18 protein-coding genes and 1 pseudogene are annotated in these 16,559 nt (G+C 69.7%); 8 read left to right on the top strand and 11 right to left on the bottom strand.

All coding sequences use genetic code 11. From position 1 onward, the window contains the following. Nucleotides 1-285 precede the first annotated feature (285 nt). Nucleotides 286-672, top strand: a complete 387-nt coding sequence (locus ACWD35_RS18480; protein ID WP_451352310.1) for a DUF6000 family protein — start codon at nucleotides 286-288, stop codon at nucleotides 670-672. A 13-nt stretch (nucleotides 673-685) separates the two neighbouring features. Here the strand turns inward: ACWD35_RS18480 and ACWD35_RS18485 are convergent, their stop codons facing one another. Together ACWD35_RS18485 and ACWD35_RS18490 are read right to left on the bottom strand one after the other, a co-directional pair. Beyond that, complete coding sequence (locus tag ACWD35_RS18485; protein WP_451352311.1) at nucleotides 686-1,222, bottom strand: CbrC family protein; 537 nt, start codon at nucleotides 1,220-1,222, stop codon at nucleotides 686-688. A 67-nt stretch (nucleotides 1,223-1,289) separates the two neighbouring features. Beyond that, complete coding sequence (locus ACWD35_RS18490; protein ID WP_451352312.1) at nucleotides 1,290-1,433, bottom strand: hypothetical protein; 144 nt, start codon at nucleotides 1,431-1,433, stop codon at nucleotides 1,290-1,292. A 45-nt stretch (nucleotides 1,434-1,478) separates the two neighbouring features. Here ACWD35_RS18490 and ACWD35_RS18495 point away from each other — a divergent pair, with 45 nt between their 5' ends. Next, nucleotides 1,479-2,021 carry a hypothetical protein gene (locus tag ACWD35_RS18495; RefSeq protein ID WP_451352313.1) on the top strand — a complete coding sequence of 181 codons (543 nt, stop codon included), beginning with the start codon at nucleotides 1,479-1,481 and terminating at the stop codon, nucleotides 2,019-2,021. A 243-nt stretch (nucleotides 2,022-2,264) separates the two neighbouring features. Here ACWD35_RS18495 and ACWD35_RS18500 read toward each other — a convergent pair whose 3' ends face one another. The 3 genes and pseudogenes from ACWD35_RS18500 to ychF form a co-directional block, all read right to left on the bottom strand. Beyond that, the gene (locus ACWD35_RS18500; protein ID WP_451352314.1) at nucleotides 2,265-2,801 is read right to left on the bottom strand and encodes an NUDIX domain-containing protein; all 537 of its coding nucleotides are present in this window, start codon (nucleotides 2,799-2,801) and stop codon (nucleotides 2,265-2,267) included. A 1-nt stretch (nucleotide 2,802) separates the two neighbouring features. Next, nucleotides 2,803-3,297: pseudogene (locus ACWD35_RS18505) on the bottom strand (tetratricopeptide repeat protein); the annotation flags it as partial. Nucleotides 3,298-3,831: 534 nt separating this feature from the next. Then, nucleotides 3,832-4,920 carry a redox-regulated ATPase YchF gene (gene ychF / locus ACWD35_RS18510; RefSeq protein ID WP_451352315.1) on the bottom strand — a complete coding sequence of 363 codons (1,089 nt, stop codon included), beginning with the start codon at nucleotides 4,918-4,920 and terminating at the stop codon, nucleotides 3,832-3,834. A gap of 195 nt (nucleotides 4,921-5,115) precedes the next feature. On the opposite strand from ychF, the gene ACWD35_RS18515 reads away from it, so the two are divergent. Beyond that, nucleotides 5,116-5,694: a DUF6542 domain-containing protein gene (locus ACWD35_RS18515; RefSeq protein ID WP_451352316.1), complete on the top strand. Its 579-nt coding sequence runs from the start codon at nucleotides 5,116-5,118 to the stop codon at nucleotides 5,692-5,694. 78 nt (nucleotides 5,695-5,772) lie between these two features. Here the strand turns inward: ACWD35_RS18515 and ppgK are convergent, their stop codons facing one another. Together ppgK and ACWD35_RS18525 are read right to left on the bottom strand one after the other, a co-directional pair. Further along, nucleotides 5,773-6,531, bottom strand: a complete 759-nt coding sequence (gene ppgK / locus ACWD35_RS18520) for a polyphosphate--glucose phosphotransferase (RefSeq protein WP_451352317.1) — start codon at nucleotides 6,529-6,531, stop codon at nucleotides 5,773-5,775. Between the two features lie 74 nt (nucleotides 6,532-6,605). Then, the gene (locus ACWD35_RS18525; protein WP_451352318.1) at nucleotides 6,606-7,622 is read right to left on the bottom strand and encodes a 4-hydroxy-3-methylbut-2-enyl diphosphate reductase; all 1,017 of its coding nucleotides are present in this window, start codon (nucleotides 7,620-7,622) and stop codon (nucleotides 6,606-6,608) included. A 126-nt stretch (nucleotides 7,623-7,748) separates the two neighbouring features. On the opposite strand from ACWD35_RS18525, the gene xseA reads away from it, so the two are divergent. From xseA to ACWD35_RS18540, 3 genes are all read left to right on the top strand, one after another. Then, entirely contained in the window at nucleotides 7,749-8,957 is a 1,209-nt protein-coding gene (xseA, locus tag ACWD35_RS18530; RefSeq protein ID WP_451352319.1) for an exodeoxyribonuclease VII large subunit, read from the top strand. Nucleotides 8,958-9,017: 60 nt separating this feature from the next. Further along, entirely contained in the window at nucleotides 9,018-9,263 is a 246-nt protein-coding gene (locus ACWD35_RS18535) for an exodeoxyribonuclease VII small subunit (RefSeq protein WP_451352320.1), read from the top strand. Nucleotides 9,264-9,397: 134 nt separating this feature from the next. Then, entirely contained in the window at nucleotides 9,398-9,988 is a 591-nt protein-coding gene (locus ACWD35_RS18540) for a malonic semialdehyde reductase (protein ID WP_451352321.1), read from the top strand. Nucleotides 9,989-10,070: 82 nt separating this feature from the next. Here ACWD35_RS18540 and ACWD35_RS18545 read toward each other — a convergent pair whose 3' ends face one another. After that, a complete protein-coding gene (locus tag ACWD35_RS18545) occupies nucleotides 10,071-10,604 on the bottom strand; it encodes a DUF4245 domain-containing protein (protein WP_451352322.1) in 534 nt (177 codons plus the stop codon). A 127-nt stretch (nucleotides 10,605-10,731) separates the two neighbouring features. Here ACWD35_RS18545 and glpX point away from each other — a divergent pair, with 127 nt between their 5' ends. Beyond that, complete coding sequence (gene glpX, locus ACWD35_RS18550; RefSeq protein WP_451352323.1) at nucleotides 10,732-11,766, top strand: class II fructose-bisphosphatase; 1,035 nt, start codon at nucleotides 10,732-10,734, stop codon at nucleotides 11,764-11,766. 118 nt (nucleotides 11,767-11,884) lie between these two features. Here glpX and ACWD35_RS18555 read toward each other — a convergent pair whose 3' ends face one another. Further along, nucleotides 11,885-12,259, bottom strand: coding sequence for a WhiB family transcriptional regulator (locus tag ACWD35_RS18555; RefSeq protein WP_451352324.1), 375 nt, complete (start codon nucleotides 12,257-12,259; stop codon nucleotides 11,885-11,887). 129 nt (nucleotides 12,260-12,388) lie between these two features. Next, complete coding sequence (locus tag ACWD35_RS18560; RefSeq protein ID WP_451352325.1) at nucleotides 12,389-13,111, bottom strand: DUF1707 SHOCT-like domain-containing protein; 723 nt, start codon at nucleotides 13,109-13,111, stop codon at nucleotides 12,389-12,391. Between the two features lie 156 nt (nucleotides 13,112-13,267). On the opposite strand from ACWD35_RS18560, the gene ACWD35_RS18565 reads away from it, so the two are divergent. Continuing rightward, nucleotides 13,268-14,938, top strand: a complete 1,671-nt coding sequence (locus ACWD35_RS18565) for a fumarate hydratase (protein ID WP_451352326.1) — start codon at nucleotides 13,268-13,270, stop codon at nucleotides 14,936-14,938. Nucleotides 14,939-14,992: 54 nt separating this feature from the next. On the opposite strand, the gene ACWD35_RS18570 is transcribed toward ACWD35_RS18565, so the two are convergent. Further along, nucleotides 14,993-16,498, bottom strand: coding sequence for a ricin-type beta-trefoil lectin domain protein (locus ACWD35_RS18570; protein WP_451352327.1), 1,506 nt, complete (start codon nucleotides 16,496-16,498; stop codon nucleotides 14,993-14,995). Nucleotides 16,499-16,559: the final 61 nt, after the last annotated feature.

Consider the following 16,559-nt stretch of genomic DNA (forward strand, 5'->3'; position numbering starts at 1 on the left):
GCTGTTGAGTTCTCAAGGAACGGTCGCTTCCTTTGTACTCACCCTCTCGGGCTTTCCTCCGGGCTTCCCTTCGGTGTTTCCGACTCTATCAGATCCTTTCGGCGTCCGATTCCCGGTCGGCGGGAGTTGCCTTCGCGGCTGTTGGGCCGTTCCGACGAGTGAGACTTTAGCGGATTCCTTGCTCCCGAGCTAATCGGGGCTGCGCTCTTTCGAACGCGGATTCCTCATTTCGCAAATGCGCACGCCAAAGAGGTCGACGCAGAGGCGCCGAATCTTGGCTGGTACTTGCGGAATGGCTGTCCGGGGACCGACCGGAGTCGGCGCTCACGTCGGACAGCTCGGAGAACAGTACGTATCGGGGAACCCCGTGTCAACTCTGGCCCCGGGGCTTACCCACCGGGCACGTTTCTCGACTCCCGAGGAGTCGGCCCCTTCCGCCACCTCCCCCGCACCGACCTGCACTACGACCAGCCCGCCGCCCTCGGCGCCCTCCTCCATCTCGACGCCCGCCTCGGCATCCACCACGCCGACCGCTCCACGGAGCCCGACGGCCTCTGGGATCACTGGGTCAAGGGCGTGGGACGCCTCGGCTACCCCAGCCACACCCCCGCCGAACAGCGCCGCTGGACGGACCTCCACTGCGAGTTCGCCAACGGCTGGACCCAGCCGTAGCCGAGCCACCCCCCTACGTGAAGTCCGCGTACGCCATGTACCGGCCGCACGTGCCGCACATGAAGAGGTAGCCGGTGGGCTGACTGTCCTTGTCCAGAGCACCCAGATAGCTCTCCACTGCCTCGGTGGACCACCCCCACGCGCTGGCCTCGCTGCGCAGCTCCTCCTGGGCATCCGGGAACGCGGCCAGCTCGGCCGCCCCTACCGCCCCCATGAACGCCGTACCGTCACCGCAGTGAAAGAACCACCGCGGGTCCTGCCAGGAGGAGAAGCCCGGCGTACACGCATCGACGGACATCACGACCTGAAGCGGGACATCGTCCCCGACCGGGTCACCGATGAAGTGTGCGTCGTACTTCGCAGCCGCGCTGCCATCCGCGATGCACCACGGGCACAGCAGGTTGGAAAGTTCCTCGACCGCGTACACCGGGCCCGTGTAGATGAACCCCCGCGCCCTCCCGCAGCAGAGGCACGTCGTGCTGGACGCAACGACCGCCCCGGTCGCCAAGGGGTCGGGGTGGTAGGGAAAGCCGGGCAACTCCTCGGACATGCCGGTCACGCTACCTGCGCACAGGATGGTCGTGCCGGACTACACCCGGCCCTCGATCCGAAGGCGGTCACGGCCACAGCAGCCGAGCCTGCGGGTCATAGCAAACGAGCCCCATCGATGCCGCGAGATCGGCGGCGTAGGCCGAAGCCTCCTCGGCCATGCTGTACCGCATCGGGAAGTAGATGAACGGCCCGGACACGTCGCCGATCAACGGCCCCGTCGACCAGATGTCCGAGGGCGCTGTTACGTTCCGCCCATGACCGCACCAGACGATCTACTCCTTCGGATTGAGCAGGAGCCTTCCCTTGCTACCGCGCTCGCCTGGCCTGGCGATTTCGACGTCGAACGCCGGGACCCCATTGAGGACCTTGCCCTTCCCACTGGTATCCCCCTGCACCCGATAGCCGGCTGCGGCGCCGGCGGCACGTACTTCCTGTGCGGGGAAGCCGGGGCCGAGGAGAGGCCCGTCCTGTACGCCGACTCGGAAGGTCAGGCCACACTGATCGGCGCCGACCTCGTCCACGCCATCACACTCATCGTGGTGCTGCCCTTCTGGCGCGACCTGGCGAAGGGCTTCGCGATCAGCGAGCTCGGCTCGGACCTACGGGCCGACCACCCGGACTTCGACGCCGAGCGCGACCGCCTTCTGCACGCCCTCGGGCTTGCCTCCATCTCCGAGGAGGAGGCTGCCGCTCGCCTGCTGGCGGTGGCTGCACGCACGGCCCCGGACTACGTGCCGCGCGTGCCGGACGACGATTACCTGCCTTACGGGCCTCTGTTTCCGAGCGGCCCTGCATAGCGAGCCAGCGCTTGACGTCAGTACCGGGCGATGACCTGTCGCAGGTCCGTGCCCAGGAGGTCCTCCAGCGCCTGGACGCTAGCTGGCGGTAGCGGTAGCTCGCATTCTGGATCTGTGGTTACGAGGCTGTGCCGGGCATGTCCCAAACGTCGTAACCGCCCAACGCCTCAGGAACCAGTTGCTGTAGCCGGGCCTGCGCAGTCTCGTGCGGATCCTTGGGTATGAGGTGAAGCAGCGTGATGCTCACGCTGCCGACCAGCCGTCCAGCGAGACCTCCGAGCCGTCATTCAGGTAGTGGTGGAGGGCGCTGGCAGTGGTATCCACAAACGCCTCGGGGATGGCGTTGGCGTCGACCCAGCGGACCTGAGAGTGCTTGCGGGGTTCGCGGTTTTCGGGTTCGCCCGTCCAGTCGTGGGCCGCGAAGACGACTGTGAGGAAGCCGTTGGGGGCTTCGACGCCCCAGGCGCCGTGGATGATGTGGGCGACCTTGAGGGACTCGGGCTTCACGGTGAGGCCCGTCTCCTCGTAGAGCTCGCGGACCGCAGTCTCCGTGATGGGCTCGCCCGGTTCGCTCTTGCCGACGGGGAGGTCCCACAGGCCCTGGGCAAACTTGGCGTTCTCGCTGCGCTGGAGCAGGACGACGCGGTTGGTCGCCTTGTCGTGGACGATGACGGCCGCGACCAGCAGGGTCATCGATTCGAGCGCCGGCTTAAGGGCTTGGGAGCGGTCGTCGGTCTGCTGGGCCACGGTGTTCCCTTCGTCGGGCGGGTTGTTGGGCATGTTAGGCGAGGGCCTCGCGGGCGCGGCGGGCTAGATCGGCGGCGCCGGGAACGCGGCGGCGCTGGTAGACCGCGAGCGTGGAGCGGATCGAGGTGATCGCCTTGCGGGTCCGGTCAGAGGTAATGCCCTCCATGAGGACCAGTGTCTGGGTCCATGCGGCGACCGCTTCGTCGGCGCGGGCCTGGGCGGCGAGGCTGTCGCCGAGGTCTGCGTGGGTGAGGGCATGGACGCGCTTGTACTTCTCCGGGTCCCACCGGGTCAGGGCGTCTCGGTGCTGCTGTTCGGTGCCGATGTGGTCGGCGAGGTCGGTCAGGGTGCGGGCGGTGTGGCTGGCCACGGTGCCGGCGGCGGGGCCGCTGACGCGGGAGTAGCTGGGCTGAGGGCCGTCGTCCCGTAGGAGGGCATCTTCGGCGGCCAGGAGGGCACGTGCGGCCGACGGGTTCTCGTCGGTGGCTGCGTAGGCGCGGGCGTGGGTGATGTGGAGGAGGGCTTCGGAAGCGGCGTAGCAAAGCCGGCTAATCAGGTCAGCCCTCACTCAGTCGGGGCTCCGCCTGGGCGTTCCGCTGGGCGATCAAGCGCGCTACCGCGGCGTCCAGTCGGGCAGCCGTCTTCCTCACCCCTTCCAAGACGGCACGGGCTTCAGGGGCCCCTGCGGGACTTCCCCACCGATGGGCCTGCGGGCTGGCTCTTCACGGCGCCGCAGGGTGGGCCCGTGGTCTACATGCACTTCATGGACGGGTCCTGGCGGCCCGCCTGCGCGGAGGCCGGCATAGCGAAGGGCACCGGACCTCATGCCTTGCGGCACCACTACGCCAGCCTGCTGAATCCAGCATGGCGAATCGGCGAAGACCGTCTCGGAGCGCCGGGCGTACGCGGAACGCCCTCCCGAACGGCGAGGCGTCAGCCAACGAAGCGGCGTAGCCGTTACCCCCACGCGCTGACCAAAGTCAGCACGCTGCGGACTCTCTGCGGACCGCAAAGGCCGCCCGACCCGCTCCGTCGCAGGTCAGACGGCCTTTCGCCGGACGTATTAGACGTTGAAGCGGAACTCCACCACGTCCCCGTCCTGCATCACGTACTCCTTGCCCTCCATGCGGGCCTTGCCCTTCGCGCGGGCGTCGGCGACCGAGCCGGTTTCCACCAGGTCGGCGAAGGAGATGACCTCGGCCTTGATGAAGCCCTTCTGGAAGTCGGTGTGGATCACGCCGGCCGCCTCGGGGGCCGTGGCGCCCTTCTTGATGGTCCAGGCGCGGGACTCCTTGGGGCCGGCCGTGAGGTAGGTCTGCAGGCCGAGGGTGTTGAAGCCGACGCGGGCCAGGGTGGCGAGGCCGGGCTCGTGCTGGCCGACGGACTCCAGGAGTTCCAGGGCCTCCTCCTCGTCCAGCTCGGCGAGGTCGGCCTCCAGCTTGGCGTTCAGGAAGATCGCCTCGGCGGGGGCGACCAGGGCGCGCTGCTCGTCCTTGAAGCCCTCGTCGGTCAGCTCGTCCTCGTCGACGTTGAAGACGTAGAGGAAGGGCTTCGTCGTGAGCAGGTGCAGGTCGTGGAGCAGCTCGGCGCGCTCGGTGCCCTGGACGATGCCCTGGGAGAAGAGGGTGTCGCCCTTCTCCAGGATCTCCTTGGCCTCCTCGACCGCCTTGACCTTCGGGGCCACGTCCTTCTTGATCCGCGACTCCTTCTGGAGGCGGGGCAGGACCTTCTCGATGGTCTGGAGGTCGGCGAGGATCAGCTCGGTGTTGATCGTCTCGATGTCGTCCTTCGGCGAGACCTTGCCGTCGACGTGGACGACGTTCTCGTCCTTGAAGGCGCGGATGACCTGGCAGATCGCGTCGGACTCACGGATGTTCGCGAGGAACTTGTTGCCCAGGCCCTCACCCTCGGAGGCGCCGCGCACGATGCCGGCGATGTCGACGAAGTCGACCGTGGCCGGAAGGATGCGCTCCGAGCCGAAGATCGAGGCCAGCTGGGCCAGGCGGCCGTCGGGGACGCCGACCACGCCGACGTTCGGCTCGATCGTGGCGAACGGGTAGTTGGCCGCCAGCACGTCGTTCTTGGTCAGGGCGTTGAACAGGGTCGACTTGCCGACATTCGGCAGGCCGACGATTCCGATCGTGAGCGACACGTTGCGACTTCCCGTAGATGAGTGGGCCAGGGGTGGTGTGCCAGGGGCCAGGGACTAGAGACCGACACTGGCCGATCCACCAGTTTACGGGGTTCCGGGCCGCGTCCCCCTGTGAGCTTCGATGCTCTGGTCAAGCTCCCGTCATCGGCGTGTCTGAGGAGCGATTGGGCACATAAACAGACCTAAGTTGGTCCAGTGGAGCAACACAGAACGCGCCCCCCGAACGACGGACCGCAAGGAGCGCGGCGCGGCACCCCGCCGCCCGCGTCCCTGCCGCCGCAGGCCCGGCGCCGCCCGGCGGGTGAGCGCAGGCCCGCGCCGGGTCCGGCCGCTCGGCAGGCACACGCCGCTCGGCAGGTGCGGGTCGCACGGCCGGTACCGCCGGGCCGGAGGATGGCCCGGCCCCGGCTGACGGGGCTCGGTGGCGGGCTGTTCTGCGCCGTCGCGATGTTCCTGCTGGGATGCCTGGACCAGCTGCTGTTCGGCGCGTCCCTGCCGGTGTACGGCGTGCTGTTCCTGCCGGTGTGCGTGCTGACCGCGCTGTGGGTGCGCGACAGCGATCTGCTGACCGCGCCCGTGGTCGTGCCGATCGCCTTCGCCGTGGGCCTGTTTCCGGTCTCCGACGGCAGCGCGGGGCTGCCGAGCCGGCTGATGGGGCTGGTCACCGGGCTCGCCACGCAGGCGGGCTGGCTGTACGGGGGGACACTCGCCGCCGGGGTGATCGTGCTGGTGCGCCGGGTGCGGCGGGTGCGGCGCCGGCGGCGCCGGGGCTGACCAGCCGCCCCCAGCTCCCCCGGCCGCCCCTGGCTCCCCCGGCCGGCCCGGCTCCCTCGTCTCCTCCGGCTGCCCGTACTACGCCTGCGCCCGCTGCTGCGCCGCGTGCATCGCCGCGCCCACGATCCCCGCGTTGTTCTCCAGCTGGGCCGGGACGATCTCGGCCTTGATGCCTTCGATGAAGTGCAGGAACTTGTCCGCCTTGCGGCTCACCCCGCCGCCGATGATGAACAGCTCCGGCGAGAACAGCATCTCGACGTGCGCGAGGTACTTCTGGACGCGGCGGCCGGCCCAGTGCTCCCAGGTCAGCTCCTCGTCCTCCTTGGCCTTGCTGGAGGCACGGGTCTCCGCGTCGTGGCCCTTCAGCTCCAGGTGGCCCAGTTCGGTGTTGGGGACCAGGGCACCGTCCACGAAGACGGCGCTGCCGATGCCGGTGCCGAAGGTGAGCAGGATGACCGTGCCTCTGCGGCCCCGCCCGGCGCCGAATTGCATCTCGGCGACGCCGGCCGCGTCCGCGTCGTTGACCACGGTCACCGGCAGCCCGCCGAGCCGACCGCTGAACAGCGCGCCCGCGTCCGTGTCGATCCAGCTCTTGTCGACATTCGCCGCCGTACGGACCGTGGCGCCGCCGGTGACCACTCCGGGGAAGGTCAGGCCGACCGGGCCGGTCCAGCCGAAGTGGTCCACGACCTGCTTCACCCCGTCGGCGACGCCGTCGGGCGTCGCCGGGTGCGGGGTGAGCACTTTGCACCGCTCCTGGGTCAGGTCGCCTCGCTCCAGGTCCACGGGAGCGCCCTTGATCCCGGATCCGCCGATGTCCACGCCGAAGATCTGCATGGCTCTACGTTACGACGGGCGACTGACAGTCACGCCCCGGGACGTACGGGACGGCGTTCAGGACGCAGGGACGGTCACGCGTCCGCCGTACCCGATCCGCCGCGCTCGGCGACCAGGGCCGCCGCCTCCTCGCGCAGGTCACGGCGGAGTTCCTTGGGCAGCGAGAAGGTGATGGACTCCTCGGCCGCCTTGACCAGCTCCACGTCGCCGTAGCCGCGCTCGGCGAGCCACTCCAGGACCTGCTCGACCAGGACCTCCGGGACGGAGGCGCCGGAGGTGACGCCGACCGTGGTGACGCCCTCCAGCCAGGCCTCGTCGATCTCGTCGGCGAAGTCCACCAGGTAGGCCTCACGGGACCCGGCGAGCTTGGCGACCTCGACCAGCCGCTTGGAGTTGGAGGAGTTCCGCGAGCCGACGACGATGACCAGCTCGGCCTCGGCGCCCATCTGCTTCACGGCGAGCTGGCGGTTCTGGGTGGCGTAGCAGATGTCGTCGCTGGGCGGGGAGACGAGCCCCGGGAACTTCGTCTTCAGGGCGTCGACGGTCTCCATGGTCTCGTCCACGGAGAGAGTGGTCTGGGACAGCCAGACGACCTTCGACTCGTCGCGGACCTGGACCTTCGCGACGTCCTCGGGGCCGTCGACCAGCTGGATGTGGTCCGGGGCCTCGCCGGAGGTGCCGATGACCTCCTCGTGGCCCTCGTGCCCGATCAGGAGGATGTCGTAGTCCTCGCCCGCGTAGCGGACGGCTTCCTTGTGGACCTTGGTGACCAGGGGGCAGGTCGCGTCGATGGTGGCCAGGCGGCCCTGCCGGGCCTCCTCGTGGACGACCGGGGCGACGCCGTGCGCCGAGAACATCACGATGTTGCCCGGCGGCACCTCCTCCGTCCGCTCGACGAAGACGGCGCCCTTCTTCTCCAGGGTCTGCACGACGTACTTGTTGTGGACGATCTCGTGCCGGACGTAGATCGGGGCCCCGTACTGTTCGAGGGCCTTCTCGACGGCGATCACGGCGCGGTCCACACCGGCGCAGTAGCCACGGGGGGCGGCGAGCAGGACACGGCGGCCAGGCGAAGCGGTCATGGGACCCATCGTAAGGCCGCGTCCGACGGGCCCCGTAAGCCGCTTCGACCCTGAACGGGCCACGTCCTCACAAGTCGGACGGGCCGGAAAGGCGGCGTCGGACGGAATGTCAGCGGCGGCCATTACCCTCGCGGCATGGCTGCCAACACGTCCCCGGAAGCTCCGCTCCCCGTCGGTGAGGTCTCCCGGCTCATCGGGGGGTGGATCGATCGGCTCGGGGCGGTGTGGGTCGAGGGGCAGATCACGCAGTTGTCGCGGCGGCCGGGGGCCGGCGTGGTGTTTCTGACCTTGCGCGATCCGTCGTACGACATCTCCGTCAGCGTGACCTGCTTCCGGCAGGTGTTCGACGCCGTGGCCGACGTCGTCGGCGAGGGCGCCCGGGTCGTCGTCCTGGCGAAGCCGGAGTGGTACGCGCCGCGCGGGCAGCTGTCGCTGCGGGCCGCCGAGATCAGGCCGGTCGGCGTCGGCGAGCTGCTGGCCCGGCTGGAGCGGCTGAAGAAGGCGCTCGCGGCCGAGGGGCTGTTCGCGCCGGAGCGGAAGAAGCCGCTGCCGTTCCTGCCGCAGCTGATCGGGCTGGTCTGTGGCCGCGCCTCCGCGGCGGAGCGGGATGTGCTGGAGAACGCCCGGCACCGCTGGCCCGCCGTCCGCTTCGAGGTGCGCAACGTCCCCGTGCAGGGTGTGCACGCCGTCCCGCAGGTCGTGCAGGCCGTGAAGGAGCTGGACGCGATCGAGGACGTGGACGTGATCATCGTCGCGCGGGGCGGCGGCAGCGTGGAGGACCTGCTGCCGTTCTCCGACGAGCAGCTCGTGCGGGCGGTGGCGCAGTGCCGTACGCCGGTCGTGTCGGCCATCGGGCACGAGCCGGACAACCCGCTGCTCGACCACGTCGCCGACCTGCGCGCGTCCACGCCCACGGACGCGGCCAAGAAGGTCGTCCCGGACGTGGGCGAGGAGTTCGAGCGGGTGCGGATGCTGCGGGACCGGGCCCGGCGGTGCGTCGAGGCGTTCCTGGAGCGCGAGGAGCGGGGGCTGGCGCACGCGCTGGCCCGGCCCTCGATAGAGGATCCGCACCGGATGATCGACGAACGGGCCGATCAGGTGGCCGCCCTGCTCGACCGCTCCCGGCGCACCCTCGGCCACCTGCTGGACCGCGCCGACTCCGAGCTGACGCACACGCACGCGCGCGTGGTGGCCCTCTCCCCCGCGGCGACGCTCCGGCGCGGGTACGCCGTCCTCCAGAACGCCGAGGGGCACGTGGTGCGCGGGCCGGACGAGGTGACCGCGGGCGAGCGCCTGCGGGCGCGGGTCGCCGGAGGCGAGTTCTCCGTACGAGTCGATGACTGAGTTCGCCGTACGCGTCGATGTCTGGTCGATGTCTAGTGGATCTTCGAGAAGGGTGAGTGGATGACCGCCAAGGTGGATGAGGCGCTCTCGTACGAGCAGGCGCGGGACGAGTTGATCGAGGTGGTACGGCGGCTGGAGGCAGGCGGTACGACGCTGGAGGAGTCCCTGGCGCTATGGGAGCGCGGCGAGGAGCTGGCCGCGGTGTGCCGACGCTGGCTGGAGGGGGCGCGGGCCCGGCTGGACGCGGCGCTCGCCGAGAAGGAGGAGGGAGCCGGGGAGGGCGAGGGAAGCGGGGACGCCGGGTAGGCGGGCGCGCCTCGCTGTGAAGCGGATCACCATGCTCCAATTTTGGTTGAACATTAAACCTCGCCACGCGTATGGTCGGTGCTGTCAGCCGGTCCAGCACCTCGGACCGGGACACGCACCTGAGGAAGTCACGTATGTCTCTCGTTCTTGACCCCGCCGCCCAGGACCTGCTGTTCCGCGAGGCCCGCACCGCCAACACCTTCACCGACGAGCCGGTGACCGACCAGCAGGTCCAGGCCATCTACGACCTGGTCAAGTACGGCCCCACCGCCTTCAACCAGAGCCCGCTGCGCATCACCCTGGTCCGCTCTACCGAGGCCCGTGAGCGCCTGGTCCAGCACATGGCCGAGGGCAACCAGCCCAAGACCGCCACCGCCCCGCTGGTCGCGATCCTCTCCGCGGACAACGAGTTCCACGAGGAGCTGCCGGCCCTCTTCCCGCACTTCCCGCAGGCGAAGGACGTGTTCTTCGGCGAGCGCCCGGTCCGTGAGGGCTCCGCCGCGCTGAACGCCGCCCTGCAGGCCGCGTACTTCATCGTCGGCGTCCGTGCCGCGGGTCTCGCCGCCGGCCCGATGACCGGCCTCGACTTCGAGGGCGTCCGCAAGGAGTTCCTGGACGACGACCACACCCCGCTGATGGTCGTCAACATCGGCAAGCCGGGCGAGGACGCCTGGTTCCCGCGCTCGCCGCGCCTGGCCTACGACGACGTCGTCACGACCGTCTGATCCGAGACGGCAGCGCAGCGCAGTGAACGAGAAAGAGGCCCCCAGCGCCGCTGGGGGCCTCTTCTCACGTCCGCTTCCGGGCCTAGCCCTTCGCCATCTTCAGGGCCGCCGCCATCTTCGTCAGCTGGCCGAAGGACGCCGTACCCGCCACGACCGTGGTGGAGCCGGAGGTGTCCTCCAGGACGAGAGCCTCGTACCGGCCGCCCGAGTAGCGGGTCCAGGTCCGGCCGCCGATGTCCTCGGTCCGCTTCGTCGCCTTCGCGCCCTGGCTGGCCTGGTCGATGAAGTCCCGGCGGTTCTGCCTGCCCTGCTCGATCTGCACGTACTGGCCCTCGGGGTCCTGGAAGCCCAGGTGCCAGTGCTGGGCGTCCTTGCTGTCGTAGGTGACCGAGGTCGCCTTCCAGCTCTTCGACAGCCCCTCCGGCGCTGCCACCGGATAGCTCGCCGCGCGGCGCGCCGTAACCAGCTCCACGCTGTAGTCGACCCGCTTGATCCCGGGAGCGTGATCGTCGTGCGGGACGACGAGATAGACGATCGCCGCCGCCATCACGCACACGCCCAGGGACTGGACCAAGCCCCGGACCGTCTTCTTCTGCTTGCCGTAGGAACCTGCCACGCCCCCTATCGTCGCAGGTGCCCGAGGCGCTCATCCGTGGGGCCCCCTGCTCATTTTGTCTGCCTAACGATAGAGTCGTGGCCATCACCCTCATCCGGCCGTCGTCGTATCAGAAAGGTGCGCTCCGATGACCGAGCACCATCACCTGCCGTCAGAACTCGATGTGCCCTCCGAGGCCCCCGACCGCAACCTCGCCTTGGAACTCGTCCGGGTGACCGAGGCCGCGGCCATGGCCGCCGGCCGCTGGGTCGGCCGCGGCGACAAGAACGGCGCCGACGGTGCCGCGGTGCGCGCCATGCGGACCCTCGTCTCCACCGTCTCGATGAACGGCGTCGTCGTCATCGGTGAGGGCGAGAAGGACGAGGCCCCGATGCTCTTCAACGGAGAGCGCGTCGGCGATGGCACCGGGCCCGAGGTCGACATCGCCGTCGACCCGATCGACGGCACCACGCTGACCGCCAAGGGCATGCCGAACGCGATCGCGGTCCTCGCGGCCACCGAGCGCGGCGCCATGTTCGACCCGTCCGCCGTGTTCTACATGGACAAGCTGGTCACCGGGCCCGAGGCGGCCGACTTCGTCGACATCAACGCGCCCGTGGCCGTGAACATCCGCCGGATCGCCAAGGCGAAGCGGTCCGCGCCCGAGGACGTCACCGTCGTCATCCTCGACCGGCCCCGGCACGAGGGCATCATCAAGGAGGTCCGGGAGGCCGGCGCCCGCATCAAGCTGATCACCGACGGCGACGTCGCCGGCTCGATCCTCGCGCTGCGCGAGGGCACCGGCATCGACCTGCTGCTCGGCATCGGCGGCACCCCCGAGGGCATCATCTCGGCCTGCGCCGTGAAGTGCCTGGGCGGCACCATCCAGGGCAAGCTGTGGCCGAAGGACGAAGCGGAGCGGCAGCGGGCCCTCGACGCCGGGCACGACCTCGACCGGGTGCTGACCACCGAGGACCTGGTCCAGGGCGAGAACGTGTTCTTCGTCGCCACCGGCATCACCGACGGTGAGCTGCTGCGCGGCGTCCGGTACCGGTCGGAGACCGCGACCACCGACTCCATCGTGATGCGCTCGAAGTCCGGCACCGTGCGGCGGATCGACTCCGAGCACCGGCTGAGCAAGCTGCGGGCCTACAGCGCGATCGACTTCGACAAGGCGAAGTAGGCAGACGGCCGGTGTTCATATCACCGGCCCTTGAACGGGGAAGCGCCCTCTGTGCGGAGAGGGCGCTTCCCCGTTCGGCGTATCAGCCTGCCAGGCGGCTCAACCCGTCATGCGGCGCTCAACCCGCCATGCGGTTCGCCGTCGCCCTCGCCGCCTTCTTCAGCTCCAGGTCGCGGCGGCGCCTCCGCGCCAGGACCACCCGGCGCTCCGCCGCCGTCAGGCCGCCCCAGACGCCGTACGGCTCGGGCTGCAGCAGCGCGTGCTCCCGGCACTCGACCATGACCGGACAGCGGGCGCAGACCCGCTTGGCGGCCTCCTCGCGGGACAGCCGGGCGGCGGTCGGCTCCTTCGACGGAGCGAAGAAGAGGCCTGCCTCGTCGCGCCGGCACACCGCCTCGGTGTGCCAGGGTGTGTCCTGGTCCTTGTCACGCGCCGGCACCCGCTGGACCGGAACGGCGGCTAGCTGCAGGGACGAATGCGGCGGTTGCGGCACGGGTCTACTCCTGACGACGGCTTCGCGAGCGAGAGACGATGCAGCAAGGCCTACCCGCTGTGCGCGGGCCTATGCACAGAGTTCCCAACAGCGGGCGCACAGAGGCTTGTTCACGCCCCTCGCGGGCCGTCAGCCGTCCAGGTGTCTGCGCAGCTTCCGGTCGACCTTGTCCTGCACCTTCTCCTGGACGCGTTCGAGGATGTCCGCCACGCGCTTGCCGCGCTTGGGGCGCGCCTCCACGTTGCCGAGTACGGCCCACCCGTCGACGTAGACGACGGGCGCGTCGGACTCGACGGAATCCAGCGTGTCCACCTCGAAGTTGCCGAGCACACCGCCGCCGGTGCCGCGCAGCGACACGTTCTCCGGGACCCGGATCTGCACGTCACCGAAGACGGAGACGGCCTTGATGACGACCTGCTGGTACTCGAAGATCGCCTCGCTGAGGTCGATCTCCACGCTGCCGAAGATCGAGTACGCATGCAGCCGGCGGCCCGCACGCCAGCGGCCCTTGCGTGCCGCCGCACTGAAGACGGCCACCATGTTGGCGTCCGCCACGGCCGGGACCGCGCCGGGCGTGGGGCCGGGCGGGGCCGGGGTGTACGCGGGGGCCGCGGGCCGCTGGTGGGCGGCGGGCAGGTCCCGGATGAAGACGTCCAGCTCACCGACCGTCTTGGCGTGCAGCACCCCCTCGACGCGCTCGGCGTGTTCGTCCGCGGTCAGCCGGCCCTCGGCGAGGGCCTCGCGAAGGATGTCGGCGACACGGTCACGGTCGGCGTCCGAGGCGCGCAGTTCGGTGACGCGCGGCTCGGCGTCCTGGAGTCGGGCAGGCTGGGCGGGCTTCTGAAGATCCACGACAGCAGCGTACCGAAACGCGATAGATCGCGACTAGGGGGTGTGGACGACGCACTGAGCCCTACCTCACAGGATCCGCGCCGACGGCAGGTTCTACGCTGGTGTGGCCCGCCAGCGTCGGCGGGCCGCCGTCGTCAGAGTGAGGAATGGGCTGAGATGCCTGAGTTCGCGTACACCGATCTGCTCCCCCAGGGTGAGGACACCACCCCGTACCGGCTGGTGACGTCCGAGGGCGTCTCCACCGTCGAGGGGCCCGACGGCCGTACGTTCCTCAAGGTGGAGCCGGAGGCGCTGCGCAAGCTGGCCGAGGAGGCCATCCACGACATCCAGCACTACCTGCGCCCGTCCCACCTCGCGCAGCTGCGCCGGATCATCGACGACCCCGAGGCGTCGAGCAACGACAAGTTCGTCGCGCTCGACCTGCTGAAGAACGCCAACATCGCGGCGGCCGGCGTGCTGCCCATGTGCCAGGACACCGGCACGGCGATCGTCATGGGCAAGCGCGGCCAGAACGTCCTCACCGAAGGTGAGGACGAGAAGAACCTGTCGCACGGCATCTACGACGCCTACACCAAGCTCAACCTGCGCTACTCGCAGATGGCTCCGCTCACCATGTGGGAGGAGAAGAACACCGGCTCCAACCTCCCCGCGCAGATCGAGCTGTACGCGACCGACGGCGGCGCCTACAAGTTCCTGTTCATGGCGAAGGGCGGCGGCTCGGCCAACAAGTCGTTCCTGTACCAGGAGACGAAGGCCGTCCTGAACGAGGCCTCCATGATGAAGTTCCTGGAGGAGAAGATCCGTTCGCTCGGTACGGCCGCCTGCCCGCCGTACCACCTGGCGATCGTCGTCGGCGGCACGAGCGCCGAGTACGCGCTGAAGACCGCGAAGTACGCCTCCGCGCACTACCTGGACGAGATCCCGGCCGAGGGCTCGGAGCTGGGCCACGGCTTCCGGGACAAGGAGCTGGAGGAGAAGGTCTTCGAGCTGACGCAGAAGATCGGCATCGGCGCGCAGTTCGGCGGCAAGTACTTCTGCCACGACGTGCGGGTCGTCCGCCTGCCGCGGCACGGCGCGTCCTGCCCGGTCGCGATCGCCGTCTCCTGCTCGGCGGACCGCCAGGCCGTCGCCAAGATCACCGCCGAGGGCGTCTTCCTGGAGCAGCTGGAGACGGACCCGGCGCGCTTCCTGCCGGAGACGACCGACGAGCACCTCGAGTCGGAGGGTGACGTCGTCAAGATCGACCTCAACCAGCCGATGGACACGATCCTCGCGGAGCTGACCAAGTACCCGGTCAAGACCCGCCTGTCCCTGACCGGCCCGCTGGTCGTGGCGCGTGACATCGCGCACGCGAAGATCAAGGAGCGGCTGGACGCGGGCGAGGAGATGCCGCAGTACCTGAAGGACCACCCGGTCTACTACGCGGGCCCGGCGAAGACCCCCGAGGGCTACGCCTCCGGTTCCTTCGGCCCGACGACGGCCGGCCGCATGGACTCCTACGTCGAGCAGTTCCAGGCGGCGGGCGGCTCCAAGGTCATGCTCGCCAAGGGCAACCGCAGCAAGCAGGTCACCCAGGCGTGCGACGCCCACGGCGGCTTCTACCTCGGCTCCATCGGCGGCCCGGCGGCCCGTCTCGCCCAGGACTGCATCAAGAAGGTCGAGGTCCTGGAGTACGAGGAGCTGGGCATGGAGGCGGTCTGGAAGATCGAGGTCGAGGACTTCCCGGCGTTCATCGTCGTGGACGACAAGGGCAACGACTTCTTCCAGGACCCGGCGCCGCAGCCGACGTTCACGTCGATTCCGGTCCGCGGCCCCGGACTGGCCTAGTCTGCGCAGCCGTACCAGGGGGCTCCCCCGCCCCCTGGTACGCCAGGACTCGCGTCAGCTGAAGCGCTGGGCGGCCGACCCGTCGCAGCTCTGCAGCCGGACCCGGTCCCGGGCGGCTGCGTGCGTCAGGCACAGCCCCTGCGCCCCCGCCGGACGGATCGTGCCGGACTGGCGGACGAACTGCTGGTTGGCGCCGCCGTGGCAGTTCCAGATGATCAGGCCGGTGCCGGCGGTGTAGTTGCCGCCCGGCACGTCCAGGCACCGGTCCTGGGTCAACTCCACGTGCAGGGAATGCTGTTCGGGGTCGTACCACCAGCCCTGGTTGCGCCCGCCGTGGCAGTCCCAGCCGAGCACCTCGGTGCCGTTCGCGCTCGACCCGCCGGAGGCGTCGAGGCAGTTCCCGGTGGCCTGGTCGGTCAGCGGGCGGTAGGCGTCGTCCCAGGCGCCCTGGTACAGCTTCGGGCTGCCGGTGCTCGCGGGGTCGGTGCAACCCGCCTCACGGTAGCCGGAGTTGTAGAACTGGGTCAGGCAGGACGCGAAGGCCCCGTGTCCCCGGTAGTTGGGGTGGAAGGACTGCCGTACCGAATTGGAGTCCGGCGGGAACGGGTTGGAGAGGTCGACGTACAGGCCCCGCGCCCACGTGTCCTCCATGCAGACCTCGTGGCCGTGGAAGAGGCGGGAGTTGTCGAGGTAGTACGCCCCGCTCTCCTCGGCCGCCTTGCGCATCCCGCGCTCGAAGGCCGGCACGGCGGTGTTGCGGCCCCATGCGGCGTCGGAGTCGTAGCCTTCGCAGCCGCCGGCGAGCTTGCCCGGGTAGTTCGGGTTGTCGCGGAAGTCGGGGCCGATCGGGCTCGGGTAGCCCATGACGACGAGCTTGTAGTCACCGTCGCCGTAGCCCGCGTCCCGCATGACCGTCTTCAGGTCGGCGACGGTCGACTCCACCTTCGGGACCAGCCCGTCGACCCGGGCCTGCCAGCCGGGGGCGTACTTGGGCTCGCAGGTGCCCTGGAGGGTGAGATAGCGGGTGACGCAGTCGGTCATGACCGGGCCGAACTGGAGGTCGTCGTTGGCGCCGACGACCAGCACGATCATCTTGATCCGGGTGTTGCGGGCCTTGATGGCGAGGCTGTCGCTCTGGACCAGCTCGTCGGCGTACTGCTTGCTGCCGCCGATGCGGATGTTGCCGGTGTAGGCACCCGAACAGGCGACGTTGTAGGTGACGTCCGCGGGGATGCCGGTGCGGTGGATGGCCGAGTCGGGCGAGCGGTGGCACCAGTTGTCCGGGCCGTTGGTGCCGGGTTCGTAGGAGCCGACACCCTCGCCGGAGATCTCGCTGTCGCCCAGCGAGATCAGGGCGGTCTTGCGGTCGGCGAGGGGCCGTTCGGCCGGATCGCCGTAGAGGGCGGTGGCCTCGGCGGCCCGGATGCGTTCCAGGTCGGCCGGGAGGGGGGTGGTGGTCTGGGCCGCGTGGGCGGCGGGGGCCGCGAGGCCCGCGAAGACGGTGGCCGCCGCCGCGACAGCGACGGCCGTCGATCTGATCCTGGATCTGACGCGTTTCATGACGCCTCCCCGAAGCAGGTGTTACCCCCGGTATTTACTGGCGGGTAGGCCGCTTTGGGAA

The sequence above is a fragment of the Streptomyces sp. NPDC002671 genome, assembly GCF_053592475.1.

Coding starts and splice junctions, on each gene's coding strand:
- ACWD35_RS18535 (WP_451352320.1), top strand. CDS start 9,018: ATGACCGCCAAGGTGGATGAGGCGCTCTCGTACGAGCAGGCGCGGGAC.
- ACWD35_RS18485 (WP_451352311.1), bottom strand. CDS start 1,222: ATGTCCGAGGAGTTGCCCGGCTTTCCCTACCACCCCGACCCCTTGGCG.
- ACWD35_RS18570 (WP_451352327.1), bottom strand. CDS start 16,498: ATGAAACGCGTCAGATCCAGGATCAGATCGACGGCCGTCGCTGTCGCG.
- ACWD35_RS18500 (WP_451352314.1), bottom strand. CDS start 2,801: ATGCCCAACAACCCGCCCGACGAAGGGAACACCGTGGCCCAGCAGACC.
- xseA (WP_451352319.1), top strand. CDS start 7,749: ATGGCTGCCAACACGTCCCCGGAAGCTCCGCTCCCCGTCGGTGAGGTC.
- ACWD35_RS18565 (WP_451352326.1), top strand. CDS start 13,268: ATGCCTGAGTTCGCGTACACCGATCTGCTCCCCCAGGGTGAGGACACC.
- ACWD35_RS18540 (WP_451352321.1), top strand. CDS start 9,398: ATGTCTCTCGTTCTTGACCCCGCCGCCCAGGACCTGCTGTTCCGCGAG.
- ACWD35_RS18525 (WP_451352318.1), bottom strand. CDS start 7,622: ATGGGTCCCATGACCGCTTCGCCTGGCCGCCGTGTCCTGCTCGCCGCC.
- ACWD35_RS18495 (WP_451352313.1), top strand. CDS start 1,479: ATGACCGCACCAGACGATCTACTCCTTCGGATTGAGCAGGAGCCTTCC.
- glpX (WP_451352323.1), top strand. CDS start 10,732: ATGACCGAGCACCATCACCTGCCGTCAGAACTCGATGTGCCCTCCGAG.
- ppgK (WP_451352317.1), bottom strand. CDS start 6,531: ATGCAGATCTTCGGCGTGGACATCGGCGGATCCGGGATCAAGGGCGCT.